At 69.9% G+C, this 25,245-nt stretch carries 20 protein-coding genes; 6 read left to right on the top strand and 14 right to left on the bottom strand.

Annotation, left to right across the window (positions count from 1 at the left end; genetic code table 11):
- Positions 1-37: 37 nt before the first annotated feature.
- The 3 genes from ACNI14_RS00860 to ACNI14_RS00870 form a co-directional block, all read right to left on the bottom strand.
- Entirely contained in the window at positions 38-2,584 is a 2,547-nt protein-coding gene (locus ACNI14_RS00860) for a 5'-nucleotidase C-terminal domain-containing protein (protein ID WP_420518040.1), read from the bottom strand.
- Positions 2,585-2,754: 170 nt separating this feature from the next.
- Positions 2,755-3,720, bottom strand: coding sequence for an electron transfer flavoprotein subunit alpha/FixB family protein (locus tag ACNI14_RS00865; RefSeq protein WP_420518041.1), 966 nt, complete (start codon positions 3,718-3,720; stop codon positions 2,755-2,757).
- Positions 3,717-4,505, bottom strand: a complete 789-nt coding sequence (locus ACNI14_RS00870; protein ID WP_420518042.1) for an electron transfer flavoprotein subunit beta/FixA family protein — start codon at positions 4,503-4,505, stop codon at positions 3,717-3,719. Before ACNI14_RS00870 ends, ACNI14_RS00865 begins: the two co-directional genes overlap by 4 nt.
- A gap of 72 nt (positions 4,506-4,577) precedes the next feature.
- On the opposite strand from ACNI14_RS00870, the gene ACNI14_RS00875 reads away from it, so the two are divergent.
- Positions 4,578-5,246 carry a DUF5701 family protein gene (locus tag ACNI14_RS00875; RefSeq protein WP_420518043.1) on the top strand — a complete coding sequence of 223 codons (669 nt, stop codon included), beginning with the start codon at positions 4,578-4,580 and terminating at the stop codon, positions 5,244-5,246.
- A gap of 7 nt (positions 5,247-5,253) precedes the next feature.
- Here ACNI14_RS00875 and ACNI14_RS00880 read toward each other — a convergent pair whose 3' ends face one another.
- Entirely contained in the window at positions 5,254-6,084 is an 831-nt protein-coding gene (locus tag ACNI14_RS00880; RefSeq protein WP_420518044.1) for an ion transporter, read from the bottom strand.
- An 89-nt stretch (positions 6,085-6,173) separates the two neighbouring features.
- On the opposite strand from ACNI14_RS00880, the gene glgX reads away from it, so the two are divergent.
- The 3 genes from glgX (at position 6,174) to glgB (ending at position 12,753) form a co-directional block, all read left to right on the top strand.
- A complete protein-coding gene (gene glgX, locus ACNI14_RS00885; RefSeq protein ID WP_420518045.1) occupies positions 6,174-8,312 on the top strand; it encodes a glycogen debranching protein GlgX in 2,139 nt (712 codons plus the stop codon).
- A gap of 135 nt (positions 8,313-8,447) precedes the next feature.
- Positions 8,448-10,451: an alpha-1,4-glucan--maltose-1-phosphate maltosyltransferase gene (locus ACNI14_RS00890; protein ID WP_420518046.1), complete on the top strand. Its 2,004-nt coding sequence runs from the start codon at positions 8,448-8,450 to the stop codon at positions 10,449-10,451.
- Between the two features lie 154 nt (positions 10,452-10,605).
- A complete protein-coding gene (gene glgB, locus ACNI14_RS00895) occupies positions 10,606-12,753 on the top strand; it encodes a 1,4-alpha-glucan branching protein GlgB (RefSeq protein WP_420518047.1) in 2,148 nt (715 codons plus the stop codon).
- A gap of 151 nt (positions 12,754-12,904) precedes the next feature.
- Here glgB and ACNI14_RS00900 read toward each other — a convergent pair whose 3' ends face one another.
- From ACNI14_RS00900 to ACNI14_RS00910, 3 genes are read right to left on the bottom strand one after another with little or no spacing between them, the layout of a single operon-like run.
- The gene (locus tag ACNI14_RS00900; RefSeq protein ID WP_420518048.1) at positions 12,905-13,828 is read right to left on the bottom strand and encodes a tetratricopeptide repeat protein; all 924 of its coding nucleotides are present in this window, start codon (positions 13,826-13,828) and stop codon (positions 12,905-12,907) included.
- A 6-nt stretch (positions 13,829-13,834) separates the two neighbouring features.
- Complete coding sequence (locus tag ACNI14_RS00905) at positions 13,835-14,818, bottom strand: DUF8094 domain-containing protein (protein ID WP_420518049.1); 984 nt, start codon at positions 14,816-14,818, stop codon at positions 13,835-13,837.
- Positions 14,815-15,777: a hypothetical protein gene (locus ACNI14_RS00910; RefSeq protein ID WP_420518050.1), complete on the bottom strand. Its 963-nt coding sequence runs from the start codon at positions 15,775-15,777 to the stop codon at positions 14,815-14,817. Before ACNI14_RS00910 ends, ACNI14_RS00905 begins: the two co-directional genes overlap by 4 nt.
- Before the next feature lie 138 nt (positions 15,778-15,915).
- Here ACNI14_RS00910 and ACNI14_RS00915 point away from each other — a divergent pair, with 138 nt between their 5' ends.
- Complete coding sequence (locus tag ACNI14_RS00915) at positions 15,916-18,645, top strand: hypothetical protein (RefSeq protein ID WP_420518051.1); 2,730 nt, start codon at positions 15,916-15,918, stop codon at positions 18,643-18,645.
- Between the two features lie 3 nt (positions 18,646-18,648).
- Positions 18,649-19,065 carry a hypothetical protein gene (locus ACNI14_RS00920; protein ID WP_420518052.1) on the top strand — a complete coding sequence of 139 codons (417 nt, stop codon included), beginning with the start codon at positions 18,649-18,651 and terminating at the stop codon, positions 19,063-19,065.
- Between the two features lie 22 nt (positions 19,066-19,087).
- Here ACNI14_RS00920 and ACNI14_RS00925 read toward each other — a convergent pair whose 3' ends face one another.
- From ACNI14_RS00925 to atpD, 7 genes are all read right to left on the bottom strand, one after another.
- Entirely contained in the window at positions 19,088-19,843 is a 756-nt protein-coding gene (locus ACNI14_RS00925) for an alpha/beta fold hydrolase (protein WP_420518053.1), read from the bottom strand.
- Between the two features lie 36 nt (positions 19,844-19,879).
- Positions 19,880-20,587, bottom strand: a complete 708-nt coding sequence (locus ACNI14_RS00930; protein ID WP_420518415.1) for an alpha/beta hydrolase — start codon at positions 20,585-20,587, stop codon at positions 19,880-19,882.
- A gap of 28 nt (positions 20,588-20,615) precedes the next feature.
- Positions 20,616-20,927: an Rv1322 family protein gene (locus ACNI14_RS00935; protein WP_420518054.1), complete on the bottom strand. Its 312-nt coding sequence runs from the start codon at positions 20,925-20,927 to the stop codon at positions 20,616-20,618.
- Between the two features lie 188 nt (positions 20,928-21,115).
- Positions 21,116-22,582 (bottom strand): GH1 family beta-glucosidase, encoded by a 1,467-nt coding sequence (locus tag ACNI14_RS00940; protein ID WP_420518055.1) that lies wholly within the window; start codon positions 22,580-22,582, stop codon positions 21,116-21,118.
- A 172-nt stretch (positions 22,583-22,754) separates the two neighbouring features.
- Positions 22,755-23,450, bottom strand: a complete 696-nt coding sequence (gene nucS / locus ACNI14_RS00945; RefSeq protein ID WP_420518056.1) for an endonuclease NucS — start codon at positions 23,448-23,450, stop codon at positions 22,755-22,757.
- A gap of 5 nt (positions 23,451-23,455) precedes the next feature.
- A complete protein-coding gene (locus ACNI14_RS00950; protein WP_420518057.1) occupies positions 23,456-23,725 on the bottom strand; it encodes a F0F1 ATP synthase subunit epsilon in 270 nt (89 codons plus the stop codon).
- Positions 23,726-23,727: 2 nt separating this feature from the next.
- Positions 23,728-25,242 carry a F0F1 ATP synthase subunit beta gene (gene atpD / locus ACNI14_RS00955; RefSeq protein WP_420518058.1) on the bottom strand — a complete coding sequence of 505 codons (1,515 nt, stop codon included), beginning with the start codon at positions 25,240-25,242 and terminating at the stop codon, positions 23,728-23,730.
- Between the last annotated feature and the right edge of the window lie 3 nt (positions 25,243-25,245).

The raw sequence follows: 25,245 nt of genomic DNA on the forward strand, positions 1-25,245 counted from the left end.
CCCGCGGCCGGGGAGGGCGCCAGCTGAGCGATCGGAGTTACTGTGCGAGGGCGTCGTAGCGGAACAGCATCGCCGCGATGGCGTCGCGAGTGATCGGCTCGAACGGACGGAACGTGCCGTCGTCCCAGCCGTTGACCACACCCACCTCGGCAGCCCAGGAGATGGCCTCGGCGTGCTCCATCGACGCGTTGACGTCGGGGAAGTCAGCCTCGCCAGTCACCTCGGGTTCGCCCGCAAGACGGTAGAGGTAGGCGACGAAGGCGTCGCGGGTGATGTTTCCGAACGGACGGAAGGTGCCGTCCGGGTACCCCGTGGTGATGCCCTCACTGGCAAGCCACTCGACCGAGGCGTAGTGCTCGAGCGAGGACGGCACGTCCGGGAACGCCTGTCCCGAGGGGGTGAAGTCCGGCGAGCCCTCGAGTCGGTAGAGGAACGTGGCGACGGCATCGCGCGTGGCGTTCCGGAACGGACGGAAGGTGCCGTCCGACCAACCCTGCGTGATGCCTTCGTTGGCGAGCCACTCGATTGCGTCGGCGTGCTCGTTGCCGTTGACATCCGAGAACCCATCACCCATCACCGTGATGGCGACCGGGAAGCGGGTTCCGGTGGTGTCACCCTCGACCCACAGCATCAGGTCGCCGGAGACACCGGCCGGAATAGTGACGGTCACGGACGCGGTGCCGTGCTCGTCGAGGACGCCGGTCGGCAGCTCGTTGGTGACCGGGAAGGTGCCCAGTTCGCCTCGACCCAGGCTGACGGTCACGTTCTCGTCGACCACATCGGTTGGCGCGGTGAACATGAGCGACGTGAGGTCGAACGACAGCTCGCCGCCCGCCTCCACCTCGAGGCTGTCGGCCTGCAGGCCGATTGCTCGCTGGCCGTAATCGGTGCCAAGGGAGTCGTTGGCCTCCAAGAAGCTGACCATGACGTCCCGGTCCACGCGTGCCGTGTCCTGAACTTCGGCGCCCTCCGTAAAGGTGGAGAAGTTGTCACCACCCGACGCGAGGAACGAGTTCGTCGCCACCGTGTACTCGCCGTCGAGGTCGATGGGCTCGTCGTTCAACCACATCTGGACGATCCGGTCGCCCGGCTGGGCGGTCTCGTCGTACGTGTAGACGAACCCCTCCGAGACCCCCAGTCGCAGGAACGGACGGGACTCGCCCTCTGGCTGCCACTGCTCCTCGAGGAGGCTGGCGATCTGCGCTCCCGTGAACGTCATGGTCGTCAGCGTGTTGCCGAAGGGCTGCACGTCGTAGGCCTGGCGGAACGACACGTCGGTCGGGTAGTCGCCCGTTCCGCCGGCCGTGCCCAGCAGGTCTGCGCGCAGGCCGCCCGGGTTCATGAAAGCGATCTGTGCCCCGTTGTCCTCGGTCGCCCACAGGTGCACATCGGCGATCGCATTGCCCAGAGTGGACTCCGCGCCGCGCGTGCTGCCTGACGAACCGCCCGCATTCCGGGCCCGGTACAGCGGCTCGGTGAGTTCGCCGATGGTGCGGGCACCCAGTTCCTCGGACGCCTCGTCGGCCGCATCGACGATGGCCTGGACCTCGGCGTCTGCCGGGAACACCGGAGCCACCTCGCAGGGCTCCTCCTCGGTTCCCACGCAACCGGGATCGACCTGCTCGGTCTCACCGATATCGATCACGGCGGAGTCGATCCCGATGAGCTCGTCGGTGACGTTGTCGAACTCGAACACGAGCTCGTTGAGATACATGCCGTACTGACCGGCGGAGACCACCGGCCGGCCGAAGTCGCGACCCGCCCACGTGGCCACAGGCACCTCGTGGTTGTACATGAGGTGGGTGTGGCCGGACATCACGGCATCGATCGAATCATCGAGCTGGGAGAGCATCTCACCGAAGTCGTTGCCAGGGTCGACCGCGTCCGCGTACTCGGGGGTCGGGGCACCCTCGTGCACCAGCAGCACGATGGCATCCGCACCCTCGTCTTCGAGCATCGCCGCGGAGCGGTTGGCCGCCACGGCCTCCTTCTCGAACTCGAGTCCCTCGATGCCGTCCGGCGACACGAGCGACGGCGTGGAATCGGTGACGACGCCCACGAAGCCGATGCTGACATCGTCGGCGGTGTCGACTGTGGCATTGTCGAACGTCGCCAGCCAGGTCTCTGGCAAGGCGGCCGAGCCGTCCTCCTCGATCCTCACATTGGCGCCCAAGTACTCCCAGGTCGCGCCGCCGTCGGTGGCGTCTTCGTTCATGACCCGGTTCAGAAGGTCGTCATAACCCTGATCGAACTCGTGGTTGCCCACGGCCGAGACGTCGAGACCCATGGCGTTCAGTGCGTCGATCGTGGGCTTGTCTGCCGCCACCGAGCTCTCGAAGGAGGAGGCACCGATCAGGTCACCTGCCGCCGCGAACACCGTGTTCGAGTACGGGCTCTGCAGCTGCTCGACCGCACCCGCCATGACCGCGGCACCGGCCTCGCCTGAGTCGAAGTCGGGCAGGATCCGACCGTGAAAGTCGTTGGTGCCGAGGAATTGAACCGAAGTCGTGTCGGCGGGTTCCACTGCAGTACGGATCGGCTGCTCCGCGCTTGCGGGGAGAGCCATCACGAGTGACGCGCTCATGGCGGTGACGATAGTGGCGGCGCCTGCTCGGCGCTTCAGCGATGAAGGAGTTCTCATCCTTCACACAGTAGGCACATAATCCGTTTCGCGCTCTTTGAGAACAATAATGGCGGGTGACGGCTTTGCGACGACGCCGCGACCGTGCCTCACACCGCGAGCGGATGGGGCCCCTACAGTGCGGAGCCCCGGTGCGCCTTGATGGTCTCGATCGCCTGCGGAATCACGTCGAAGAGGCTGCCCACGACCCCGAAGTCGCTGATCTCGAAGATCGGCGCATCGGGGTCCATGTTGATGGCCACGATCGTCCCCGAGGCCTGCATGCCACCGCGGTGGTGCACCGCCCCTGAGATCCCGCACGCCACGTACAGCGCGGGCGTGACCGTGGTGCCGGTCTGACCCACCATGTGCTCGTGGCTGATCCAGCCCTCGTCGGTGGCGTCGCGCGACGCCCCCACGGCGCCCCCGAGCAGTTCGGCGAACTCGGCCACCAGCGTGTAGTCACCATTGGTCCCGCGGCCGCCGGAGACCACGACCGGCGCCTCAGCGAGCGGCACGCCCTCGCCCTGCTCGACGGGCTCCACGGAGACGATGCGCTCGCGAGTCTGCGGCAGCGTCACCTCGACCTGGTTCACGGTCGCGGCGCCCGGCTGCTCGGCCGGCGTCGCCTGGGTGGTGTTGGGGCGCACGCCCACGATCGCGCGGTCGGCGTCGATGCGGGTGCGCACGTTCCACGTGGCGGCGAACACCGTCTGGAAGGTCTCGACGCGGCCATCGACCAGGGAGGCTCCCGCGGCGTCGACGACCACGCCTGCGCCGTTCAGGACGGCCAGGCGGGTCGCGATCTCCTTCGTCACGAAGGTGGAGATCACCACCAGGACGGGGGCGTCCTCGGTCGCGGCGGCGATCGCGGCGGCGGCCTTGGCCGGCAGTCGCGACTCCTCGCCAATGCCCACCACCCGCACCTCGGAGGCGCCGTACTCGCCCAACTGGGCGACCGCATCGGCCGCTGGCGACTCTCCCAGCCAGAGCGCGATGGGGGTGCCGAGCGAACGCGCCAGCGTGAGCGCCTCGAGTGACGGGTGGGTCACGGCACCGTCGCGGTGCTCGATCAGGACGGCGACGTATCCGGAGCTCATGCGAGTCCCTTCTCGATGAGGAACTCGGCCAACTCGCGGCCTCCCTCACCCTTGTCGGTGACTTGTCGGCGGTTCTCGCGCGGCGGCCGCTCGGAGGCGTCGACCACGGTGGCCCGCGCCGCGTCCCCGCCCACGAGCGCGGCGTCGATGCCCAGATCCTCGAGCGTCCACACGGGCACCTCTGCCTTGCGCGCCGCCATGATCAGCTTGAAGTTGGGGTAGCGCGGCTTGTTCGCCTCGTCGGTGACGGATACCACCGCGGGAAGCGGGGCGGCGACGGTCTCGCGCGCGTCCGGCAGGTGGCGCACGATCGTCGCCTCTCCGCCGGCGACGGACAGGCCCGATGCGAGGGTGAGCTGGGACCAGTCGAGCTCGGCCGCGAGCGCGGTGGGGAACATCGACGTGAGGCCGTCGAGGGCCGCCATGCCGGTGATGACCATGTCGAGCGGGGTCTCGGCGTGCACCTTGCGCACGGCCGCACCGATGACCATCGCGGTGCCGAACACGTCCGATCCGGCGATGGCCTCATCGCTGACATGGATCGCGTGGTGGGCGCCGAGCTGGAGCGCCTTGCGCACCGCTGAGACGGCGTCGGGCCCGCCCATCGTGAGCGCGTACACCTCGCCCTCGCCTGCCTCCTCGACCAGCTGCAGGGCGGCCTCGACCGCGTGCTCGTCGAGCTCGTTCATGGAGCCGTCCTCCGCCGTCCGCGTCACCGTTCCGTCAGTGAACGAGCGGTTGGACTGGAGGTCGGGGACGTGCTTGACCGTGACCAGGATTCGCATGCCACCAAGACTAGCGGTGGGAACCCGGTGCCCCGTCGGGCCGTTCTCAACGTGGCCGTGAGGGAGGACGCCGTGGCTGCACTGCTGCTGGACCGCCAGATCGACGCTCAGGTTGAGGCCGGCCTCGCCGACCTCGCCGGCCTGCACGAGGAGGACTTCCGCGGACTGTTCGCGCCGCTTCGCGACGCCGCATCGGAGCTCCCCCAGGCGGCCGATGTCCGGGCCGGCTTCCTGCCCTACGTGGCGGTGGTGAGCGACTCACTCATCGCGTCGGAACTCCGCGTGCCCGGCATGAGACTGCCCGGCTCCGCCAAAGAAGGCATCCTCGACCGCAATCATGGCAACGATGGACTCGCGCCCTACCGCGCGCGTGAGGATGTCGCAGTGCCCGCCGCCGACGCGTACCTGCTGGTCGCCGTGGAGCGCGGCGACAAGTTCCGCGATGTGGCGCCGCGGGACGCCCTCCCCGTGATCGCGGGTCGCGACCGCACGCCCCTGACGATCGCGGAGGGGCTGTCGATCATGGCGACGCACCCCGAGTTCCTGGTCAAGAACCACTGCTTCATGCTCGCTGGCTCCACGCGGGGCGACAAACGTGTTCCCGCCCTGTGGATCTCGGCTGGCGCCCCCAAGCTCGGGTGGTGCTTCCAAGGCGTGCCGCACTCGTGGTTGGGCGTGGCCTCGGCCCGCGAGCGACGCGGCGCCTTGCTCGACCCCGCACCACGGGCGACCCCCGCGTAGGACTTGCCTACTCGCGGGCGAGTCGGCCCTCGAGCCGCGCCACCTGCTCACGGAGAGCGCGCAGCTCGGTCAGCACCTCGGCCGAGACGTCGTCGGCGCGGTCTCCGCCATGCCCTCCCGCGAGGTCGGCCTTGGGCTCATGGCGCCGGTTCATCGCCTCGACCGTCACGGCGACGAACAGGTTCAGCGCGATGAAGGTCGTCACCACGTTGAACACGATGAAGTACGCGGCGATCCACCCGGCCTCCTGCACCATGGGGACCACCAGGTCCGGCCAGCCGTCCGAGATCATGATCCTGAACAGCGACATGTTCGACGTCCACAGGTCGCCGAACGCGTCGGGCCGCATGTCCTTGAAGAGCAGGGTCGAGCTCACCGCGAACATGTACATGATCATCACGAGCAGCGCGCCGATGCTGAGGATTCCGGGGATCGCTGCGCCCAACGCGTTGATCACCAGCCGCATCGACTTGACCGCGGAGAGCAGCCTGAGCACGCGCAGCAGCCTGAGCACGCGCAGCACCTCGGACCCGGTGCCGGTCGGAATGAGCGCCACCAGCACCACGAACAGGTCGAACAGGCTCCACCCGTCGCGGAAGAACGCCTTCCCGTGCCCGTAGATGCGCAGGACGATCTCGATCACGAAGACGCTGACGATCACCGCGTTGGCGGTCTCGAGCAGCCCGCCCCAGCTCGCCATGACGGCGGGATACGTCTCGGCACCCAGGATCAGTGCGTTGAGGACGATGAGCGCGATGATGATCCGCTGAAAGGGCGCGGACTCCGTGAGATCGCGCACGCGTGCGCGAACTGACGGGGAGGAATCGGGGGCGAGCATGCCGGAAGGCTAGCCGCCCCGATGGCACCGGTCGAGGCGCGATGCCCCGACATCACCGCGAGAACCGCCAGCACGGGCACAATGGGACCATGTCCCGTGAAGGTGTTACCCCCTCCCCTACGCCGCATCGCCTGGGCGTCCACCTCGTCGACGGGGGCGCGGTGGTCGGCGTCTACGCCGGCCACGCCACCGCCGTCGACGTCTGCCTCTTCGATGCGGAGGGCGCCGAGGAGCGCATCGCGCTCCACGGGCCCACCGCCGGCGTCTGGCACGCGTTCGTCCCCGGCATCGCCGAGGGCCAGCTCTACGGCTTCCGCGCGGCGGGCCCCTGGCAGCCCCACAAGGGCCACCGGTACAACCCCGCAAAGCTGCTGCTCGACCCCTATGGGCGCGGCATCGAGGGCGAGTTCACGCCGATGAACGCGGAGGGCTCTCAGACCCTGCTGTCCAACCGGGACGCGACCGACACGGCGCCGCTGATGCCGCGCTCGGTCGTCACTGTCGAGCCTGGCGGCTCGTGGCAGACCCCGCACCCGTGGGTGCCGTGGGAGGACACCGTCGTCTACGAGCTGCACGTCAAGGGCTTCACCAAGCAGATGGAGGGCGTCCCGGAGGAGTTGCGAGGCACCTACGCCGGCCTGGCGCACCCCGCCTCGGTCGAGTACCTGAAGTCGCTGGGCGTCACCACGATCGAGTTGCTGCCCGTGCACGCATTCGCGTCGGAGCCTCACCTGGATCACAGCGGGCTGAGCAACTACTGGGGCTACTCCACGGCCGGATTCTTCTCGCCCCACGCCCCCTACGCCACGGCCGAGGCGCGGGCCAAGGGCGCGCAGGGAGTGCTCGACGAGTTCGTGGGCATGGTCGACCTGCTGCATCAGGCGGGACTCGAGGTCATCCTCGACGTGGTCTACAACCACACCGCCGAGGCCGGCTGGGGCGACCGCGTGCTCAGCTGGCGCGGTCTCGACAACCACGACTACTACAAGCACCAGCCGCACTCCCCCGGCCATTACGACGACATGACCGGCACCGGCAACACGCTGGACTTCACTCAGCCCCGCGTGGTCCAGATGGCGATCGACTCGCTCAAGTTCTGGGTCGAGGAGGTGGGCGTCGACGGGTTCCGGTTCGACCTTGCCGTGACGCTCGGTCGCACCGGCCACGGCTTCTCGACGCGGCACCCGTTCCTCGTGGGCCTCACCATGGACAGCGTGCTGGGCGGCGTGAAACTCATCGCCGAGCCGTGGGACACCGGCCTGGGCGGATGGCAGGTGGGCAACTTCCCGGCCCCCATGACGGAGTGGAACGACAGGTTCCGCGACCGCATCCGCTCGTTCTGGCTGACCGACACGGCCAAGGGCGGCAGGCACCACCCCACGGCCCCGGAGCTCGCCACGAGGCTGGCCGGTTCCTCCGATCTGTTCGGCCACACCGAGCCGCCGCTCGCGCGCGGCCCGCTGGCCTCGATCAACTTCGTCACGTGTCACGACGGCTTCACCGCGCACGACCTCACGGCGTACAACGGCAAGCACAACGAGGCCAACGGCGAGGACAACCGGGACGGGACTGACAACAACAGATCCTGGAACCATGGCGTCGAGGGAGAGACGGACGACGACGACATCCTCGCGATGCGGCGCAGGTCCGTTCGCAACCTGCTGAGCACCACGCTGCTGTCCGCGGGCACGCCGATGCTGCTGGCCGGCGACGAGTTCGGCAACACCCAGGGCGGCAACAACAACGCCTACTGCCAGGACAACGAGATCTCGTGGCTGAACTGGTCGCACGAGCCATGGCAGGAGGACCTGCGGGCCACAGTGGCGCACCTCGTCAGCCTCCGGCTGCTGCACCGGGTGCTGCGGCCCGCCACCTTCTACGAGGGCCGGGATCCCCGTCCCGACGACTCGAACCCGCGCGCGGATTCGGCCTGGTTCACCGCGACGGGCGAGCCCGAGACCGAGGACTGGTGGGAGGACCCCGGCACGCGCGTGCTGCAGTTCATGCGGTCGCTGTCCGACATCGGCGAGCCCGACGCGCTGCTGATGATCAATGGCTGGCGGGACCCCGTCGAGGTGACGATTCCGTTCGACGACGGCAAGCCGTGGCGACTGGTGTGGGACTCGGCGTGGGAGACGCCCGAGGGCGTCGAGATCGAGGTCGTGGCCCCCGGCCAGACGGAGACGCTCGAGGCGCAGACCGTGCGGCTGTACCTGTCCGAGGTGTAGACGGCCGACTGTTCTCCAGGCGACCGCGGGAGGGTGCCGCGATCCGCTGCCCGCCGACCCGCGCATCGGCCGTGTCCGCCACCTCCCGCGCGAGGTGCGCTACCGGTCCTCGCGCGGAGCAGGTAGGTTCGGAGTATGCCGTTCCCTGGAGAATTGTCCGTCGGACGCATCCCGATCGTTGGGGTAGGTCCCTCCCTCGAAGAGGGCCGCTGGCCGGCCCGCGCTGTCGTCGGGGAGGCGGTGCCCATCTGGGCCACGATCTTCCGCGAGGGCCACGACGCGGAGGGCGCGACAGTGGTCGTCACCCGACCGGACGGCAAGCGGGACGTGCTCCCGATGCCGTGCACCGACTGGGGCAACTCCCTTTATGAGGCCGCGTGGATCCCCAAGCTCGAGGGGCACCACACCTTTCACGTCGAGGCCTGGTCCGACCCGTACTCCACCTGGGCGCATGCGGCCGAGGTGAAGGTGAAGGCGGGCGTCGACGTGCAGCTCATGCTCGACGACGGCGTCACCGTGCTGACGCGAACGCTCAAGGAGGTGCGCCGCACCGCCGCTGGCAAGGCGCGGCTCACCGAGGCGATCGACACGCTGGGCGACCAGTCGCTCGCCCCCGAGGCCAGGCTCGCGCCCGCGATCAGCGAAGAGATGGCTGCGGAGATGACCGCGCGGCCGCTGCGCGAGTGGGTCAGCCCCTCGGCGGTGTATCCCCTTCTCATTCAGCGCGAGAAGGCGCTGGTCTCCGCGTGGTACGAGATCTTCCCGCGGTCGGAGGGCGCCCGCTACGTCAAGTCCACCGGCGAGTGGCGCTCAGGCACGTTCACCACGGCCGCCAAGCGGCTGCCCGGCATCGCCGAGATGGGCTTCGACGTCGTCTACCTCACGCCCATCCATCCCATCGGCGACACCCACCGCAAGGGCCGCAACAACTCGCTGCGCGCAGAGCCGGGCGATCCCGGCAGCCCGTACGCGATCGGCGCCGCGGACGGCGGTCACGACGCGATCCACACGGACCTCGGGACCATGCGATCGTTCCGCTCCTTCGTGGCGCGCGCGAACGAGCTCGGCCTCGAAGTGGCGCTCGACCTCGCGCTCCAGTGCTCCCCGGACCACCCGTGGGTCACCGAGCACCCCGAGTGGTTCACCACCAGGACCGACGGCACCATCGCCTACGCGGAGAACCCGCCCAAGAAGTACCAGGACATCTATCCCCTCAACTTCGACAACGACCCGGAGGGCATCTACCAGGCCGTCCGCGCCGTCGTGCAGGTCTGGATCGACGCCGGCGTGACCCTGTTCCGCGTTGACAATCCCCACACCAAGCCCCTCACCTTCTGGGAGCGGCTGCTGCGGGACATCGCGCGCGAGCACCCCGACGTGATCTTCCTGGCCGAGGCGTTCACCCGGCCGGCGATGATGCACACCCTTGCCCGCATCGGCTTCCACCAGTCGTACACGTACTTCACGTGGCGCCAGAATGCCGCAGAGATGGGCGAGTACCTCGAGGAGGTCTCGGACCGGGAATCCTCGTTCTACATGCGCCCCAACTTCTGGCCCACCACTCACGACATCCTCACCCCGGACATGCAGGCGGGCGGCGCTCCCCTCTTCAAGGCGCGCGCCGTGCTCGCCGCCACGGGGTCCCCGAGCTACGGCATCTACACCGGCTACGAGTTCGTCGAGAACGTCCCGCGGCCGGGCGTGGAGGAGCAGATCGACAACGAGAAGTACGAGTTCAAGCCCCGGGACTGGGCCGCCGCGGACCGCTACGGGGTGCAGGACGTGCTGACTCGGCTCAACACCGCGCGCAAGCGTCACGTGGCGTTGCGGCGGTTGCGGGGATTCACGCTGCACTCGAGCACCAACGAGGACATCCTGTGCTTCTCGAGGCACGTGCCCGCGGCCGAGTCGCCCACGGGCAAGGCCGACACCGTGATCGTCGCCGTGAGCCTCGATCCCCACGTGGTCCGCGACTCGATCATCACCCTCGACATGGCGGCGCTGGGGCTCACGGACGATGCCCGGATGGTCGTGGACGACGCGCTCACCGATGCGACCTACACCTGGGGCAAGGAGTTCTACGTGAGGTTCGATCCGGCGGAGACCATGGCGCACGTCGCTGGGGTGCGTGGACTGTGAGTGGCCCCACGATCGTCACTCAGCGCGGGACGCTAGGGTGGAGAGGGATGGTGGCGAACTACTCCCTGCGAGGCACGATGACGGCGTCCGACGGGCGCCGCACCGCAAACGACGGACGGGCTGGTGATGCGCGATGACAGCCAAGGACATTGACATGAGCGCGCTGCGCGAGATCGCGGCGGGCACGCACCACGAGCCGCATGCGGTGCTGGGGCCTCATGTCGGCGATGACGGCGTGACGGTGCGGGTGCTGCGGCCGCTCGCGAGCGAGGTCCGCATCGAGACCCTCGACGGCGCCTTCGACGCCGTGCACGAGCACGAGGGGGTGTGGCGCGCGGACCTGCCCGGCGACGAGGCGCCCGACTACCGCGTGCACGTCACGTACGATGCCGAGCCGCTGGTGCAGGACGACCCCTACCGGTTCCTGCCCGGCCCCGGCGAGCTGGATCAGCATCTGTTCCGCGAGGGCCGCCACGAGCGACTGTGGGACGTGCTCGGCGCGAACGTGCGCCGCTTCCCGTCCGTGCTGGGAGACGTGACCGGCACCTCCTTCGTGGTGTGGGCCCCCAACGCGCGCGCCGTGCGGGTGGTCGGCGAGTTCAACAGTTGGAACGGGGTGACGCACGCGATGCGCTCCCTCGGATCCTCCGGGCTGTGGGAGCTGTTCGTCCCCGGCGTCGGCGACGGGACCAAGTACAAGTACGAGATCCTGGGACGCGACGGCCACTGGAAGCAGAAGGCCGACCCGATGGCGCGCTGCATCGAGCTGCCGCCGCTGACCGCATCGGTCGTCACCGAGTCGTCCTACGAATGGCGCGACGCGGATTGGATGGCCAAGCGCACCAACGCCGAGCCGCACCGCTCCCCCATGAGCGTCTACGAGGTCCACCTCGGCTCGTGGCGGCAGGGACTCGGCTACCGGGAGCTGGCGAAGGAGCTCGTCGAGTACGTGTCCGAGATGGGCTTCACCCACGTCGAGCTCATGCCCGTCATGGGGCATCCGTTCGGCGGTTCGTGGGGATACCAGGTCACGTCGTATTACGCTCCCGATTCACGATTCGGCTCGCCCGACGAGCTGCGGTACTTCATCGACGAGCTGCACCAGGCCGGCGTGGGAGTGATTCTCGACTGGGTCCCCGGCCACTTCCCCAAGGACGAGTGGGCGCTGGGCCGCTTCGACGGCACCCCGCTGTACGAGCACCCCGACCCGCTGCGCGGGGAGCAGCCCGACTGGGGCACCTTCATCTTCGACTTCGGCCGGCGCGAGGTGCGCAACTTCCTCGTCGCCAACGCGCTGTACTGGCTCCAGGAGTTCCACGCCGACGGCCTGCGTGTCGACGCCGTCGCATCCATGCTCTACCTGGACTACTCGCGCAGCGCCGGCCAGTGGCGCCCGAACATCCATGGCGGCCGCGAGAACCTCGATGCCATCGCCTTCCTGCAGGAGACCAATGCCACGGCGTACCGGGTGTGCCCCGGAATCGTCATGGTGGCCGAGGAGTCGACCGCATGGCCGGGCGTCACGGCGCCCACCTCCGGCGGCGGGCTGGGATTCGGGCTCAAGTGGAACATGGGATGGATGAACGACACCCTGCGCTACCTGCGCGAGGACACGATCAACCGCTCCTATCACCACCACACCATCACGTTCTCCCTGATGTACGCCTTCTCGGAGCACTTCATGCTGCCTCTCAGCCACGATGAGGTCGTGCACGGGAAAGGCTCACTGTTCACCCGCATGCCTGGTGACCACTGGCAGAAGGTGGCGGGCCTGCGGGCGCTGTACGCGTACCAGTGGACGCACCCGGGCAAGCAGCTCATCTTCATGGGCGACGAGATCGGCCAGGAGGCCGAGTGGTCCGAGGGCCGGTCCATCGACTGGTGGCACCTCGACGACGGACTCCACGCCGGCCTCAAGAACCTGGTGAAGGACCTGAACGGGCTCTACAGGGACATGCCGGCGTTGTGGGAGCGCGACGCCGACTCGCAGGGCTTCACGTGGGTCGACGCCGACTCCTCCGACCGCAACCTCATCGCCTACCTGCGATGGGACAGCCGCGGCGAGCCCGTAGCCGTGGTGATCAACTTCGCGGGAGTGCCGCACGAACGCTACCGGCTCGGGCTCCCATCCGGGGGCGACTGGGAAGAGGTGCTGAACACCGACGCAGAGGTGTACGGCGGCTCCGGCGTGGGCAACCTCGGGGCGGTCGAGTCCACCGCACGCGGTGTGGGCGAGTGGCAGTGGAGCGCGGAACTGCGCATCCCGCCGCTCGGCGCGGTCATCCTGCGCCCCGCGCGCTGACCCCTCTCCCCCGTCCGGCACTCATTGACGCCTACCGGGGTTGATGGCGCCCTGTCCGGCACCTCGTGACAACCAGTGCCGGACAGGGCGCCACGAGGCGCCACAGGCGTCAACCAGTGCCGGACAGCAGGCGCCAGGAAGTGGGACGAGGCTAGAAGAGCGCGGCCGCGAGCGCCTGGCGCGCCTGGATCACCCGCGGGTCGTCGCCGCCGACCACGTCGAACAGCTCGAGAAGGCGCACGCGCAGCTGCTCACGCTCGGGCCCGGAGCTCACCCGCACGGTGTCGATCAGGCGGGCGAAGGCGTCCTCCACCTGGCCGCCCATCACGTCGAGGTCCGCCACGGCCATCTGGGCGTCGACGTCATCGGGCTTGTCGGCGGCGTCCGCGCGCACGGCGTCGAGATCCGCGAGTCGGCTGCGCTCCATGAGCGCGACCTGCGCGCGGCCGGCGCGCGCATCCGCGTCCTTGGGGTTCTCGCGCAACGCCCGGTCGTACGCGTCGATGGCCGCCGGGTAGTCCTCGCGCTCGATCGCCTCGTACGCCTCCTGGTGCAGCGGCGGAAGCGGCTCGGGCTCAGGCGGCCCCGGAGCCTGCTCGGGGGCGGCGCCCACGCGGCCCGTCACGCCGTTCTGCTTGGCGATCTCGAGCACCTGGTCGAGGACGCTGCGGATCTGCTCATCCTCCGCGTTGCCCTGGAACAGCGGCGCGGGGCGAGCGGCGATCAGCGCCATCACCGTCGGCACGGACTGGATCTGGAACGCCCCAGCGACGGACGCCTGGGTGTCGATGTCGCATGTCGCCAGCACGAACGCGCCGTTGTAGCTCGCCACGGTCGTGCGCATGCGCTCGACCAGCTCCTTGGACGCCGGGGAGGCGCTCGACAGGAACACGATCACCACGGGCACCTGCGCGGAGGTCTGAGCGAGCTCCTGCAGGCTCTGCTCGGTCACCTCGATGGGCGCCGGCGCAGCGCCCTGCGCCTGCGGCGCGGGCGCGGCGGGCTCGTCCTTCTTGATGAGCTGGGACAGATCGACCGAGCCGCGCAGCGGCACGTCGGAGTTTTCAGCAGTCATTCTTGCCTAACTATCGGAGACTTTGATCAGGGTGTGCTCGGCCGCGACCACCGCAGGCGGCTCGTCGACGTCCGGGCCGGGGATGTACATCACGATCATGTCGAGGTACTCGTGCGTCACGGTGTCCTCGAGTTCGCCCTCGAGAAGCGGCTCGTCGTCCTCGGGAATCGAGACCGTCGCGTCCTCCACCGTGAAGGACGATCGGATCCGGATCGGCGCGAACACCAGCGCACCGCCGTCCGCGGTTCCCATGGCATAGGAGCGTTCGACGTTCGTGTCGATGGTCTCGGTGTACTCGCCGTCCGAGTCCTCCGCGGCCTCGGTCAGCGTCTCGCGCGCCGCGAACAGCCGCTCACGATACGAGTCGGCGGCGTACGCCTCCTCGAGGTCCGAGCCCTCGCCCTCACGGAGCAGCTCGACGTAGTCCGTCAGCGCCGCCTCGGGCGTCGGCTCGGTCGCATCACTCGCCATCTCGAGCTGCTCCGCACCGGACGACGTGCCGGGCATCGCGGGCAATGTGGCGCCGGGCACCATGTGAGCCCAGCCCCGCAGCTGATACTCGGCGTCGATCGAATCCTGGACCCACAGCAGCACCACGGGCGTGACGTCCTCGGACGCCTGCTCGGTCACCGCCACGAGCGTGCGCGGCCAGGTCTCGGCGCCCGAGACGTAGGCGGCCTGGATCTCCGACGGGATCTGCGTCAGATCGGGCCCGTCCTCGGCCTCCGCGAGCGTGTACTCGATGGCGCGAAGCTCTTTGGCGTCGCCACCCACGCGCTCGGTCAGCAGCTCCGCGTCGCGAGCTTCGTCCGCGGCGGACAGCTCGGCGAGGGTGTCGTCGACGATCTGCGTGCTCTGCGCTTCGAGGAGCGCGGCCGCCTCCGTCATCGGGGGCGGGGACGTCACCGGGGCGGGCACCTCCGCGACGCAGCCCGACAGGAGGACCGCTCCGGCTGCCGCGGCAGCGCCGGTGATCATGAGCCGATTCATCGGTGCTCCTCTCCGGGACGGTGGTCGTGGTCGGGCTGTTCGCCGTCCGCGCCGGCGGGCGGCGCGGCATCGGCCGATGCGGGGGAGGCGGCCGATGCGGGGGAGGCGGCCGATGCGGGCGGCTCGTCCTCGTCGAGGCTCGCGTCAGGCAGGTGCTCGCCATTGGCGCGGCGGGCTCGCCGGCTGCTGGGCCGGGGCCCCTCGCCGTCCTCACCCGCGCGCTGACGCTTGGCCATCCACTCCTCGCCCCGCGCCTGGGCCGGCCGCAGGTCGATGAACCGCAGCACGAGAGCGATGACCCCGACCGCGACCAGGAACACTCCCCACCAGATCAGGGGTGTGATCCACCCGTCGTCGACGTCCCGGGTGAGAGCGAGATCGGTCACGGACAGGTCGGATCCGTCCTCGCTGACGAGCAGGAGGGTCTCTCCTGGCGGCACGTCCGAGGCCTGGATCGACAGCCGTCCCTCGCCTCGCCAGTCGGCGCGCCAGTGGTCCTGCGACCCCTCGGCCAGGATGCTCACCGGCTCGGCCTCGTCTGCGCCTGCAGACGGAGAGACGCTCGGACTGGGGGTGGGGCTGGGCGACTCCGACGGCTCCTCGGAGGCCGACGGCGACGCGGATGGAGACGGCGCCGGCGCGGCGGCCTCGAACGTCTCGGTCGAGAGCGTCTCCCAGGTCGGGAGCCCGGTGACCAGCGTCGCGTCGCGATCGGCGAGCCACGCCTCCGCATCGGCGGGCCTGGCGGTACGGGCGGCGATGGGGCCGTCGCCCGAGGCCGCAATCCGGAAGTCGCCTGCGAACGCCACCATCTCCGCCTCGTAGACGACGACGGCGGAATCGACGCTCGCGGACGCGGTCACGTCGCGCGGCGGACGCTGCGACTCGGCGATCAGCCCTGCCGCAAGCAGCAGCACGCCGATCACGCCCGCCACGAGCGCGGTTGTCCTCAGACTCACTCAAACCTCCAGGTGTACACGTCCACTCTAAGACAAGGGGGTAACGTCGGGCATTCCCGCTTTGTCTCACCTCAGGCCGCGCACTACCCTGGGGAGCGGACCGCGCGGGCCGATCGCACCGCGCGAGAGGAGACAAGCATGCCCGATGAGAGCCTTCCGTTTCCAGTCGCGATGCGCGGCTACGACCGCGAGGCCGTAGCCGCTCACATCGCACGACTGGAGGACTCGGTCAAGGAGGCCACGTCAACGGCGGAACAGGCGCAGCACGATGCCGCGCAGATCCGCGCGCAGTTCGATGAGGCGCAGCGGTCCCTCCGGGAGTCGGAACAGCCCACCTACAAGGGGCTGGGCGCGCGCGTCGAGCAGTTGCTGCGCTCCGCGGAGGAGCAGTCCTCCGACGTCGTGCAGCGCGCCAACACACACGCGCAGGACACCGTTGCGCGGGCCAACGTCGCCGCGCAGCAGCTGCGCGCGCGGGCCGACAACGAAGTGGCGGAGATCCTGGCGCAGAGCCGTCGCGAAGCCGAGGAGATTCGCACGGCCGCGGAATCCGACGCGACCAACGCCCGCGATGCCGCCGCGCGGCAGGGGGCGGAGATCGTCGAGAAGGCGCGACGTGAGGCCGAGCGCACCTCGTCCGCCATGGAGGCGGAGGCCGCAGAGCGCCGCGCGACTGCGGACCGGGAAGCGCACACCCTGCGCGCCACCGCTGAGCGCGAGGCGACGGAGATGCGCGTCAACGCCCAGCGCGAGGCGACCGAGCTGATGGATGGCGCTCGCGCGGAGGCGGAAGGCCTCGTGCAGGAGGCGCAGGAGGACGCGGAGCGCGCCCGCGACGAGGCCGAAGCGGCGCTCGCGGCCGCTCGCGACCAGGCCAAGGCGATCAGCGCGGAGGCGGCAGACGCCCTCGCCGCAGCCGAGGCCGAGGCATCGGACGTGCGCGCCACCGCAGAATCTCAGGCCGCGAACATGCGCAACGAGGCGCAGACCTTCCTCACTCAGGCCAATCGCGACGCCGAGGCGCTGCGGGCGGACGCGGAGGCCGCGGCGCGCGACCTCCGTCAGCAGGCCCAGCGTGAGGCGGACGCCCTCCACGCCGAGGCCGACGAGTACGACGACCTCACCCGGGCGGATGCCGAGGACTACGCGACGGCGAGCAGGCGAGAGGCCGACGCCTACGACGCCGACACGCGCGGCGAGGCCGACGCGTATCGCGACAGCACGGTGGCCGACGCGGACCGCACGGCTCACGAGATCCGGGGCCAGGCAGAAGCGGACGCCGCGGCGCTGCGAGCGGACGCCGACGAATACGACGGCGAGACCCGAGCGGCCGCGGACCGGTACTCGGACGCGACCCGCGCATCGGCCGACGAGGACGCGGTCAGCGTCCGCGCGGGCGCCGACCGGTACGACCAGGACACCCGCTCGGCTGCGGACGACTACTCTCAGGCGACCCGCGCATCGGCCGACGACGACGCGACACAGACGCGCAGCGCCGCGGACGCGTACGACACCGAAACCCGCGCGGCGGCCGACCAGTACTCGGACACGACCCGTGCATCGGCCGACGACGACGCGGCGCAGACGCGAGCCGCCGCGGAAGACTACGCAGAGGCCACCAGGGCCGATGCGGACACGTATCGCGCGGACACCCGCGCCGCCGCGGACCAGTACGACCAGGACACCCGCGCTGCAGCAGACGCGTACAACACGGACACCCGTGCGGCCGCGGACGAGAGCGCCGCAGCGGTGCGTGCGGAGGCCGACCAGTACGAGCAGGACACCCGCGCCGCCGCCGACGCGTACGACCAGGACACCCGCGCGGAGGCCGATCAGTACAGTCGCGACACTCGCGACGAGGCGGACCAGTACGACGACGACACCCGCCAGGGCGCCGACGCCTACTCCCAGTCCACCCGGGAGGCCGGCGAGACCTACGCCCGCGGAGTGCGCAAGGACGCGGATGGATACGACGTCACCACCCGCAAGGCGGCGGACGACTACGCGCTGACCACCCGAGGCGAAGCGGACGACCACGCGGCACGCGTGCGCCGGGAGGCCGAGAACTACGACGCCCACCTGCGCAACGAGACCGACACCTACGCAGAGACCACGAGGCGCGAGGCGGACGCCTACGCCCTGCAGACCCGCGAGGGCGCCGACCGCGAGGCCGCGAAGGCGATCGCCGCCGGCGAGGCAACGGCGGAGCAGCGCGTGGCGGACGGCGAGGCCGAGGTCAAGCTCATCCTCGCGACCGCCCGCAAGGACGCCGAAGAGGCACGCACCGCGGCGCACGCCGACGCCGAGGCGGCCCAGGAGGAGGCTCGCCGCACGCGCGAGGACCTGCTGGTCGAGATCGCGCAGCGGCGGGAGCAGGCGGAGCAGGATCTCAGCAAGCGCCTCGAGGAGGCGCAGGCGGAGGGCGCCGCGATGGTCGCGGACGCGCGCAAGCGTGCGGACGAGGCCGAGGAGCGGCTCAGCGCCGCACTCGAGCGCGCGGAGACGGTGCGACGCGAGGCGGAGGTCCACTCCCAGACACTCCTCACCAACGCCCGCAACAACGCTGACGAGATCGTCTCCGGCGCGCGCGAGCACGCGGAGTCCATCATCTCCGAGGCGGTCTCGGACGCCGAGCGCGAGCGCAACAACGCCTCGCGCGAGGTCGACGAGCTGAACCGCCAGCGCGAGTCGATCACCGGCTACCTCGACGACCTGCGCGGGCTGTTGGGCGCGGACCCCGTCGCGAGCCTCAAGAAGGCCGCCGGGGCCGCCGACTCCGAGTCGGCTCCGTCGGCATCCGCGCCGTCTCCCGAGGACGAGGACGAGAACGACGCCAGCGCCGAGCCGGCCGGCAACCGCAGCTCCTGACTCATGTCGGACGACTCCCCCGCCTCACCGCACCTGCGCCGCGCACAGGCGCTCGAGCGGCAGCGGCAGGGCGAGACGCGCCGCGCCGCGCAGCTGGTCCGCAGCTTCGCTGAGGATGCCGCCGCCGCGGGGCTCACGCCGGTCCCGCTCACCGCGCGCACCTACGACGGGCGCTCGCGCCTGCGCACGCCGCTCGAAGGCTGGTACCTGAAGAAGGACATGAGCGTCGCGGTCGGCACCGACGGCGAGTTCTACGTCATGTCCGCGCCTCGCAGCCTGTCCGGCATGCTGCGGGGCGTGTCGCTGGAACCGGCTGAGGCGCCGCTCGAACTCGGCAGGGGTGCGAGGGACGGCGAGTCCATGCCGCTCGCGGACGCACTTGCCAAGCGACTGGCCGCGGGAGACGACTGGGGCTCGTGACCCCGGCCTCACTGGTGGCGAGTCAGGCGCGCAGCAAGGGCTCCAGCGCATCGGCCGTCGCTGCAGGAGCCTCGAGCGCCGCGAGATGCCCCACTCCCTCGAGGACCACCGGGTCGACGCCGGCTGCCTGAGCCATCGCATCGGCCTCATGCCTGTCGACGATCCCGTCGCTGCCGCCGATCACCGTGACCACGGGAGCGTCCACGCCCCGCAGCACCTCGGTGCGGTCGGGCCGGGCCGCCATCGCGCGCTGACCCCACGCGATGCCGTCGCCGCGCTGCCTCGCGATGTTGTCGGCCACCCATTCCACCAGCTCGTCGCGACCGGGCCCATCGCTGCCGACCATGCCCTCCGCGGCGCCGTTCGGGTCAGGATGACCGTCGGCGTTCTCGACCGCCTGGGCCACGTCCTCACGCTTGGCGCGCGCCTCGTCGCCGTCAGCCGTCGCCTTGGTGCACACGAGGCCCATGCCGGCGACCGCATCGGGCCACCGCTCCGCGACCGCGAGCGCCACGTACCCGCCCATCGAGCAGCCGATCCACACGGCGGCCTGCGCACCGGTGGCCTCGCGCATCGCGACCACCGCGGCGTCGGCGATGAGCTCGAGGCCCGGCTCCTCGTCGGTCAGGGGCATCTCGCCGATGCCGGGCATGTCGAACGTGATGAGGTCGCCGCGCACACGGTCGCCCAGCACGGAGATCAGCGGCTCCCACTGCTGGCGGTCGAGCGGGAAGGCGTTGAGAAGGACCACGGGGGCGGCGTCGGGGATCAGGCTCATGGAGTCTCCCTGGTGACGGGCGGCGGGCTGTCCCTCCTATTGCACCACGTCAGCGCGGACCTCGGTGGGAAGGGGCGCGCGCTCCGGGGCCACTCGATCGACGATGGCGTCGAGCACGATCCGCACATAGGTCTCCCCGACCCATAGGTGCTTGGCGTCGTCCACCGCGATCAGGTCCAGCTGCGTGAGCGGCGCGAACCGCTCGCGGGCCTCGGCCGGCTGCAGGAAGTCGTCGAGTTCCGGGACCATCGCTGTGACGGGCTTGCCCGATTCCGCCCACCGCTCGAGGTCCTCATCCTTCGCCCGGCGCAGCGGCGGCGACAACAGGATCGCTCCCTCGACGTCCAGCTCGGAGCCGTGCATGAGGGCGAGCTCGGTGCCGAAGCTCCAGCCGAGCAGCCACCGGTGGGGCAATCCACGTGCGATGGCGAAGTCGACGGCCGCGCGCACATCTGCCGCCTCTCCGTCGCCGCCCTCGAACTCGCCCTCGCTCGTGCCGCGGGGCGACGAGGTGCCGCGGGTGTTGAAGCGGATCACGGCGACGTCCGCCAGGTGAGGAAGCCGCCAGGCGGCCTTGCGCAGCACGTGCGAGTCCATGAAGCCGCCATGAGTGGGCAGCGGGTGCAGCGTGATGAGCGTCGCCTTCACCTCGTCCCCCTCGGGCAGCGCGAGTTCGCCCACGAGCTCGAGCCCGTCCTCGGTGCGCAGCACGATGTCCTCGCGGATCGCCGGCAGCACGGTCATCGACCGGATCTCCTCGTTCTCGGCGGCCTCAGCCACGGTTCCTCCCAAAGGTGTTCCAGCAGTGCGTGTGCCAGTGCCGACGCTGAGCGGCGGCCTGCTCGGGCCCGAACAGCCCGTCCGCCGCCCACGCCACGATGTGGGGCGTCCGGGGCGGAATGTCCTGCCGGCAGGCGGGGCACACATAGGTCTTGTCCGTGGGACGGGGCGTCACGACGATGAACTCCTCGCCGCCCGGGCCCGCCTCCCGCCGGCCCCCGGTCGCGTTCGACACCCGGTCGACGTCGAGCTCGGGGTGGGGCTCTCCATAGGGGCGCTTGGACGAACGGCGCTTGGAGGGCATGCCCACCAGTCTAGGCGGCGACGAAAAAGCGCCCGGCCGATGCGCGCATCGGCCGGGCGCTTTTTCGTCGCCGCCTAGACTGGTGGGCATGCCCNCCTTCTAGCCTCCCAAGCGAGCACAAGCGCCCGGCCGATGCGCGCATCGGCCGGGCGCTTGTGCTCGCTTGGGAGGCTAGAAGGCGGCCCGGTTCAGAAAGTACGCGGCGGAGTGGCCGCGAGCGCATCGGCCTGCTCGACGGGGACGACCGCGCGCTGGCGCACGACCTCCTGATACCAGTACGCGGAATCCTTCCAGCGGCGCTCGAGAGAGTCGTAGTCGACGTGCACGATGCCGAACCGCTTGGCGTAGCCCTGCGCCCACTCGAAGTTGTCCATGAGCGACCACGCCATGTATCCGCGCACGTCCGCTCCCTCGCCGATCGCCTTCAGGACGGCGCCGATGTGGCCGTGGAAGTAGTCGACACGGTCGGTGTCCCGCACCCGCCCGTCCTCGTCGATCGAGTCGTTCCACGCCGACCCGTTCTCGGTCACGTAGATGGGCTTGCCCGTCTCGCGGTGGATCTTGATGAGGTGCGCGTGGAGAGCGGACGGGTCGACGTTCCAGCCCATCGCGGTGATCTTCCCGGTGGGGGGCATGAACTCGATCTCCTCGTCGCCCGGCCACGGCGAGTTCGCACCCGCCTTGTGCCCGTCCGCGAGAGTGGCGAGCTTGGAGCTCTCCTTGCCCTTGTTCGGGTTGTGACGCACCACGTGCGAGGCGTAGTAGTTGACGCCGAACCAGTCGACCTGGCCCTGCATCTCCTCGAGGTCGCCCTCGTGGAGGAAGGACCAGTCCGTCAGGTGAGCCGTGTTGGGCAGCAGCACCGCCGGGTACTCGCCCGTGATGAACGGGTCGTGGAACATCGTGTTGGCGAGGGCGTCGATGTGATCCGCCGCAGCGCGGTCGGCGTCGCTCGAGGGATCCCACGGCCGCGGGGTGTGGCAGTTGTTCACCAGGCCGATGCGGAGGTCGCCGCGGACCTCCTTCATGGCGCGGTAGGCGCGGGCGTGCGCGAGGTTGAGGTGGTGCGCGACCTGCAGCGCCTCGGCATCGTCCGCGTGGCCCGGGGCGTGGGCGCCGGCGCCGTAGCCCACGAACGCGGCGACCCAGGGCTCGTTCAGCGTGGCCCACATGTCGACGTCAGCGCCGAACTCCTCGGCCATGCGGCGGGCGTAGACGGCGAAGGCGTCGACGGTATCGCGCGACAGCCAGCCGCCCTGATCGTCCAGCGCCTGCGGCAGGTCCCAGTGGTACAAGGTCACCATGGGGGTGATGCCCTTGGACTTGAGTCGGTCGATGATGGCGCGGTAGAACGCGATGCCCTCGGCGTTGAACTCGCCGGTGCCGAGCGGCTGGACCCGCGGCCACGCGATCGAGAAGCGGTACGCCTGCAGGCCGAGCTCGGACATCATGTCGATGTCCTCTTCCCAGCGGTGGAAGTGGTCGCACGCCACATCGCCGCTGTCGCCGCCCACGACCTTGCCGGGCGTGGCGCAGAAGGTGTCCCAGATCGAGGGTCCCCGGCCGCCCTCGCGGGCCCCGCCCTCGATCTGATAGGAGGCGGTCGCGGCCCCGAATAGGAAGTCGTCGGGGAAGGTCTCAGGCGTCGTCGTCATGTGCCCTAGCGTAACGAAACGTTGCGACAATTTCTACCGATTGGTAGGTAGAGCCGGGTCCGGGTTCTCGCGCTTCGTCACGTACGGTGCGCCGGTGGTGAGTGGCGACGGGCGCAATCGGCCTTCCCCACGTACGCGCGGCGACTCGGACGTCGCGACGAGCGGGGGCCGGCTAGAAGAGCCGCGTGGAAGAGTCGTCGACGCCGCGCATCGCGTCGTAGTCGAGCACCAGGCAGCGGATGCCCCGGTCCTGCGCGAGCACGCGGGCCTGGGGCTTGATCTCCTGCGCGGCGAACACTCCCTCGACCGGGCTGAGGAGCGGGTCGCGGTTGAGCAGCTCGAGGTAGCGGGTCAGCTGCTCGACGCCGTCGATGTCGCCGCGCCGCTTGATCTCGACCGCCACGGACGCGCCGGAGGAGGTGCGGGCCAGGATGTCGACCGGTCCGATCGCGGTGGGGTACTCGCGGCGCACGAGCGAGTGGCCGTCGCCCAGCACGGAGATCTGCGCGGCCAGGAGCTCCTGCAGGTGCGCCTCGACGCCGTCCTTGATGAGCCCCGGGTCCACTCCCAGCTCGTGCTCGGTGTCCGCGAGCACCTCGTGGATCTCGATCTCCAGGCGGTCGTCGGTCTTGTCGTGCTGGACCGTCCAGACGGCGGTCACACCGGCCGATGCCTGGGGCCCGTCGGGCGCCACCTCACGGGTGGTGCATGGCGGGCTCATCCAGTTGAGCGGCTTGTACGAGCCACCGTCGGAGTGGAGCAGCACCGAGCCGTCGGCCTTGAGCATGATCGCCCGCGTGGCGAGCGGCAGGTGCGCGCTGAGCCGTCCGCTGTAACGGGCGGCGCAGCGCGCGATCACGACGCGCATAGGGGTCAGTCCTCGTCGGACTCGGCCGGCTCCGCGACGATGTTGACGATGTTGTGGTCGAACGACACGAAACCGCGCTTGATCGGGAACTCGCTCCAGTCGCCCTTCTCGCCGCGCACCCGCACGGAACCCGCACGGAGCAGCGACAGGACGGGCTCGTGGTTGGCGAGCAGCCCGATCTCGCCCTCCACGGAGGGGGCGATCACGCGCTCCGCCGTCCCGGACCACAGCGTGCGGTCCGGGGCGACGATGTCGACGGTGAGGGGGCCGGCCATGGTCAGCCGATCTCCTTCTGGATGCGGGCCCAGTTCTTGTCCAGGTCCTCGAGGCCACCGATGTTGAAGAAGGCCTGCTCGGCGATGTTGTCGTACTTGCCGTTCACCAGGCCGTCGAACGCCTCGATGGTCTCGCTCAGCGGCACGGTCGATCCGTCCACGCCGGTGAACTGCTTCGCCATGTAGGTGTTCTGCGACAGGAACTGCTGGATCTTGCGCGCGCGGGCGACGATGATCTTGTCCTCCTCGGACAGCTCGTCGACACCCAGGATCGCGATGATGTCCTGCAGCTCCTTGTTGCGCTGGAGGATCGACTTCACCGAGTTCGCCGTCTCGTAGTGCTTCTGACCCACGTAGCGCGGGTCGAGAATGCGCGACGTCGAGGTGAGCGGGTCGATCGCGGGGTACAGACCGCGCGACGCGATCTCACGCGACAGCTCGGTGGTGGCGTCCAGGTGGGCGAACGTCGTCGCGGGGGCCGGGTCGGTGTAGTCGTCGGCGGGCACGTAGATCGCCTGCAGCGAGGTGATCGAGTGGCCGCGGGTCGAGGTGATGCGCTCCTGCAGCTGACCCATCTCGTCCGCCAGGGTGGGCTGGTAGCCCACGGCGGACGGCATGCGGCCCAGCAGGGTCGACACCTCGGAACCGGCCTGCGTGAAACGGAAGATGTTGTCGATGAACAGCAGCACGTCCTGCGACTGAACGTCGCGGAAGTACTCGGCCATCGTCAGCGCCGACAGCGCCACGCGCAGACGCGTGCCCGGCGGCTCGTCCATCTGGCCGAACACCAGGGCGGTCTGCTCGATGACGCCGGACTCGGTCATCTCCTCGATGAGGTCGTTGCCCTCACGGGTGCGCTCGCCCACTCCGGCGAACACCGACACACCGTTGTGGTTATTGGCGACGCGGTAGATCATCTCCTGGATGAGCACGGTCTTGCCGACGCCGGCACCGCCGAACAGGCCGATCTTTCCACCCTGCACGTACGGGGTGAGGAGGTCGATCGACTTGATGCCGGTCTCGAACATCTCCGTCTTGGACTCGAGCTGGTCGAAGGCCGGGGGCTTGCGGTGGATGGGCCACCGCTCGGTGACCTCGATGGTCTCCCCCTCCTTGGCGTTCAGCACCTCACCGGTCACGTTGAACACGTGACCCTTGGTGACGTCACCCACGGGGACCGAGATCGGCTCGCCGGTGTCGACCACCGTGGCGCCGCGGACCAGGCCGTCGGTGGGCTTCAGCGCGATGGCGCGCACCATGTTGTCGCCCAGGTGCTGCGCCACCTCGAGGGTCATGTGCAGCGTGCCGCCCTCTTCGCCCTCGCCCTGCGCCGACAGATCGATCTCCGTCGTGAGGGCGTGGTACATGTCGGGGATGGCATCGGCGGGGAACTCGATGTCGACCACGGGGCCGATCACCCGGGCGACGCGACCCGTCACGGCCTGCGCCGGGGCGTCCTTCGTCTCGGCGGGCTTGTCGCCTGCCGGCTTCTTCGCGGTCTTCGCGGTGGGGGTCATGGG

The sequence above is a fragment of the Demequina pilifera genome, from assembly GCF_048814985.1.
GTDB lineage: Bacteria > Actinomycetota > Actinomycetes > Actinomycetales > Demequinaceae > Demequina.

Coding starts and splice junctions, on each gene's coding strand:
- ACNI14_RS00860 (WP_420518040.1), bottom strand. CDS start 2,584: ATGAGCGCGTCACTCGTGATGGCTCTCCCCGCAAGCGCGGAGCAGCCG.
- ACNI14_RS00865 (WP_420518041.1), bottom strand. CDS start 3,720: ATGAGCTCCGGATACGTCGCCGTCCTGATCGAGCACCGCGACGGTGCC.
- ACNI14_RS00870 (WP_420518042.1), bottom strand. CDS start 4,505: ATGCGAATCCTGGTCACGGTCAAGCACGTCCCCGACCTCCAGTCCAAC.
- ACNI14_RS00880 (WP_420518044.1), bottom strand. CDS start 6,084: ATGCTCGCCCCCGATTCCTCCCCGTCAGTTCGCGCACGCGTGCGCGAT.
- glgX (WP_420518045.1), top strand. CDS start 6,174: ATGTCCCGTGAAGGTGTTACCCCCTCCCCTACGCCGCATCGCCTGGGC.
- ACNI14_RS00890 (WP_420518046.1), top strand. CDS start 8,448: ATGCCGTTCCCTGGAGAATTGTCCGTCGGACGCATCCCGATCGTTGGG.
- glgB (WP_420518047.1), top strand. CDS start 10,606: ATGAGCGCGCTGCGCGAGATCGCGGCGGGCACGCACCACGAGCCGCAT.
- ACNI14_RS00900 (WP_420518048.1), bottom strand. CDS start 13,828: ATGACTGCTGAAAACTCCGACGTGCCGCTGCGCGGCTCGGTCGATCTG.
- ACNI14_RS00905 (WP_420518049.1), bottom strand. CDS start 14,818: ATGAATCGGCTCATGATCACCGGCGCTGCCGCGGCAGCCGGAGCGGTC.
- ACNI14_RS00915 (WP_420518051.1), top strand. CDS start 15,916: ATGCCCGATGAGAGCCTTCCGTTTCCAGTCGCGATGCGCGGCTACGAC.
- ACNI14_RS00920 (WP_420518052.1), top strand. CDS start 18,649: ATGTCGGACGACTCCCCCGCCTCACCGCACCTGCGCCGCGCACAGGCG.
- ACNI14_RS00925 (WP_420518053.1), bottom strand. CDS start 19,843: ATGAGCCTGATCCCCGACGCCGCCCCCGTGGTCCTTCTCAACGCCTTC.
- ACNI14_RS00930 (WP_420518415.1), bottom strand. CDS start 20,587: ATGACCGTGCTGCCGGCGATCCGCGAGGACATCGTGCTGCGCACCGAG.
- ACNI14_RS00935 (WP_420518054.1), bottom strand. CDS start 20,927: ATGCCCTCCAAGCGCCGTTCGTCCAAGCGCCCCTATGGAGAGCCCCAC.
- ACNI14_RS00940 (WP_420518055.1), bottom strand. CDS start 22,582: ATGACGACGACGCCTGAGACCTTCCCCGACGACTTCCTATTCGGGGCC.
- nucS (WP_420518056.1), bottom strand. CDS start 23,450: ATGCGCGTCGTGATCGCGCGCTGCGCCGCCCGTTACAGCGGACGGCTC.
- ACNI14_RS00950 (WP_420518057.1), bottom strand. CDS start 23,725: ATGGCCGGCCCCCTCACCGTCGACATCGTCGCCCCGGACCGCACGCTG.
- atpD (WP_420518058.1), bottom strand. CDS start 25,242: ATGACCCCCACCGCGAAGACCGCGAAGAAGCCGGCAGGCGACAAGCCC.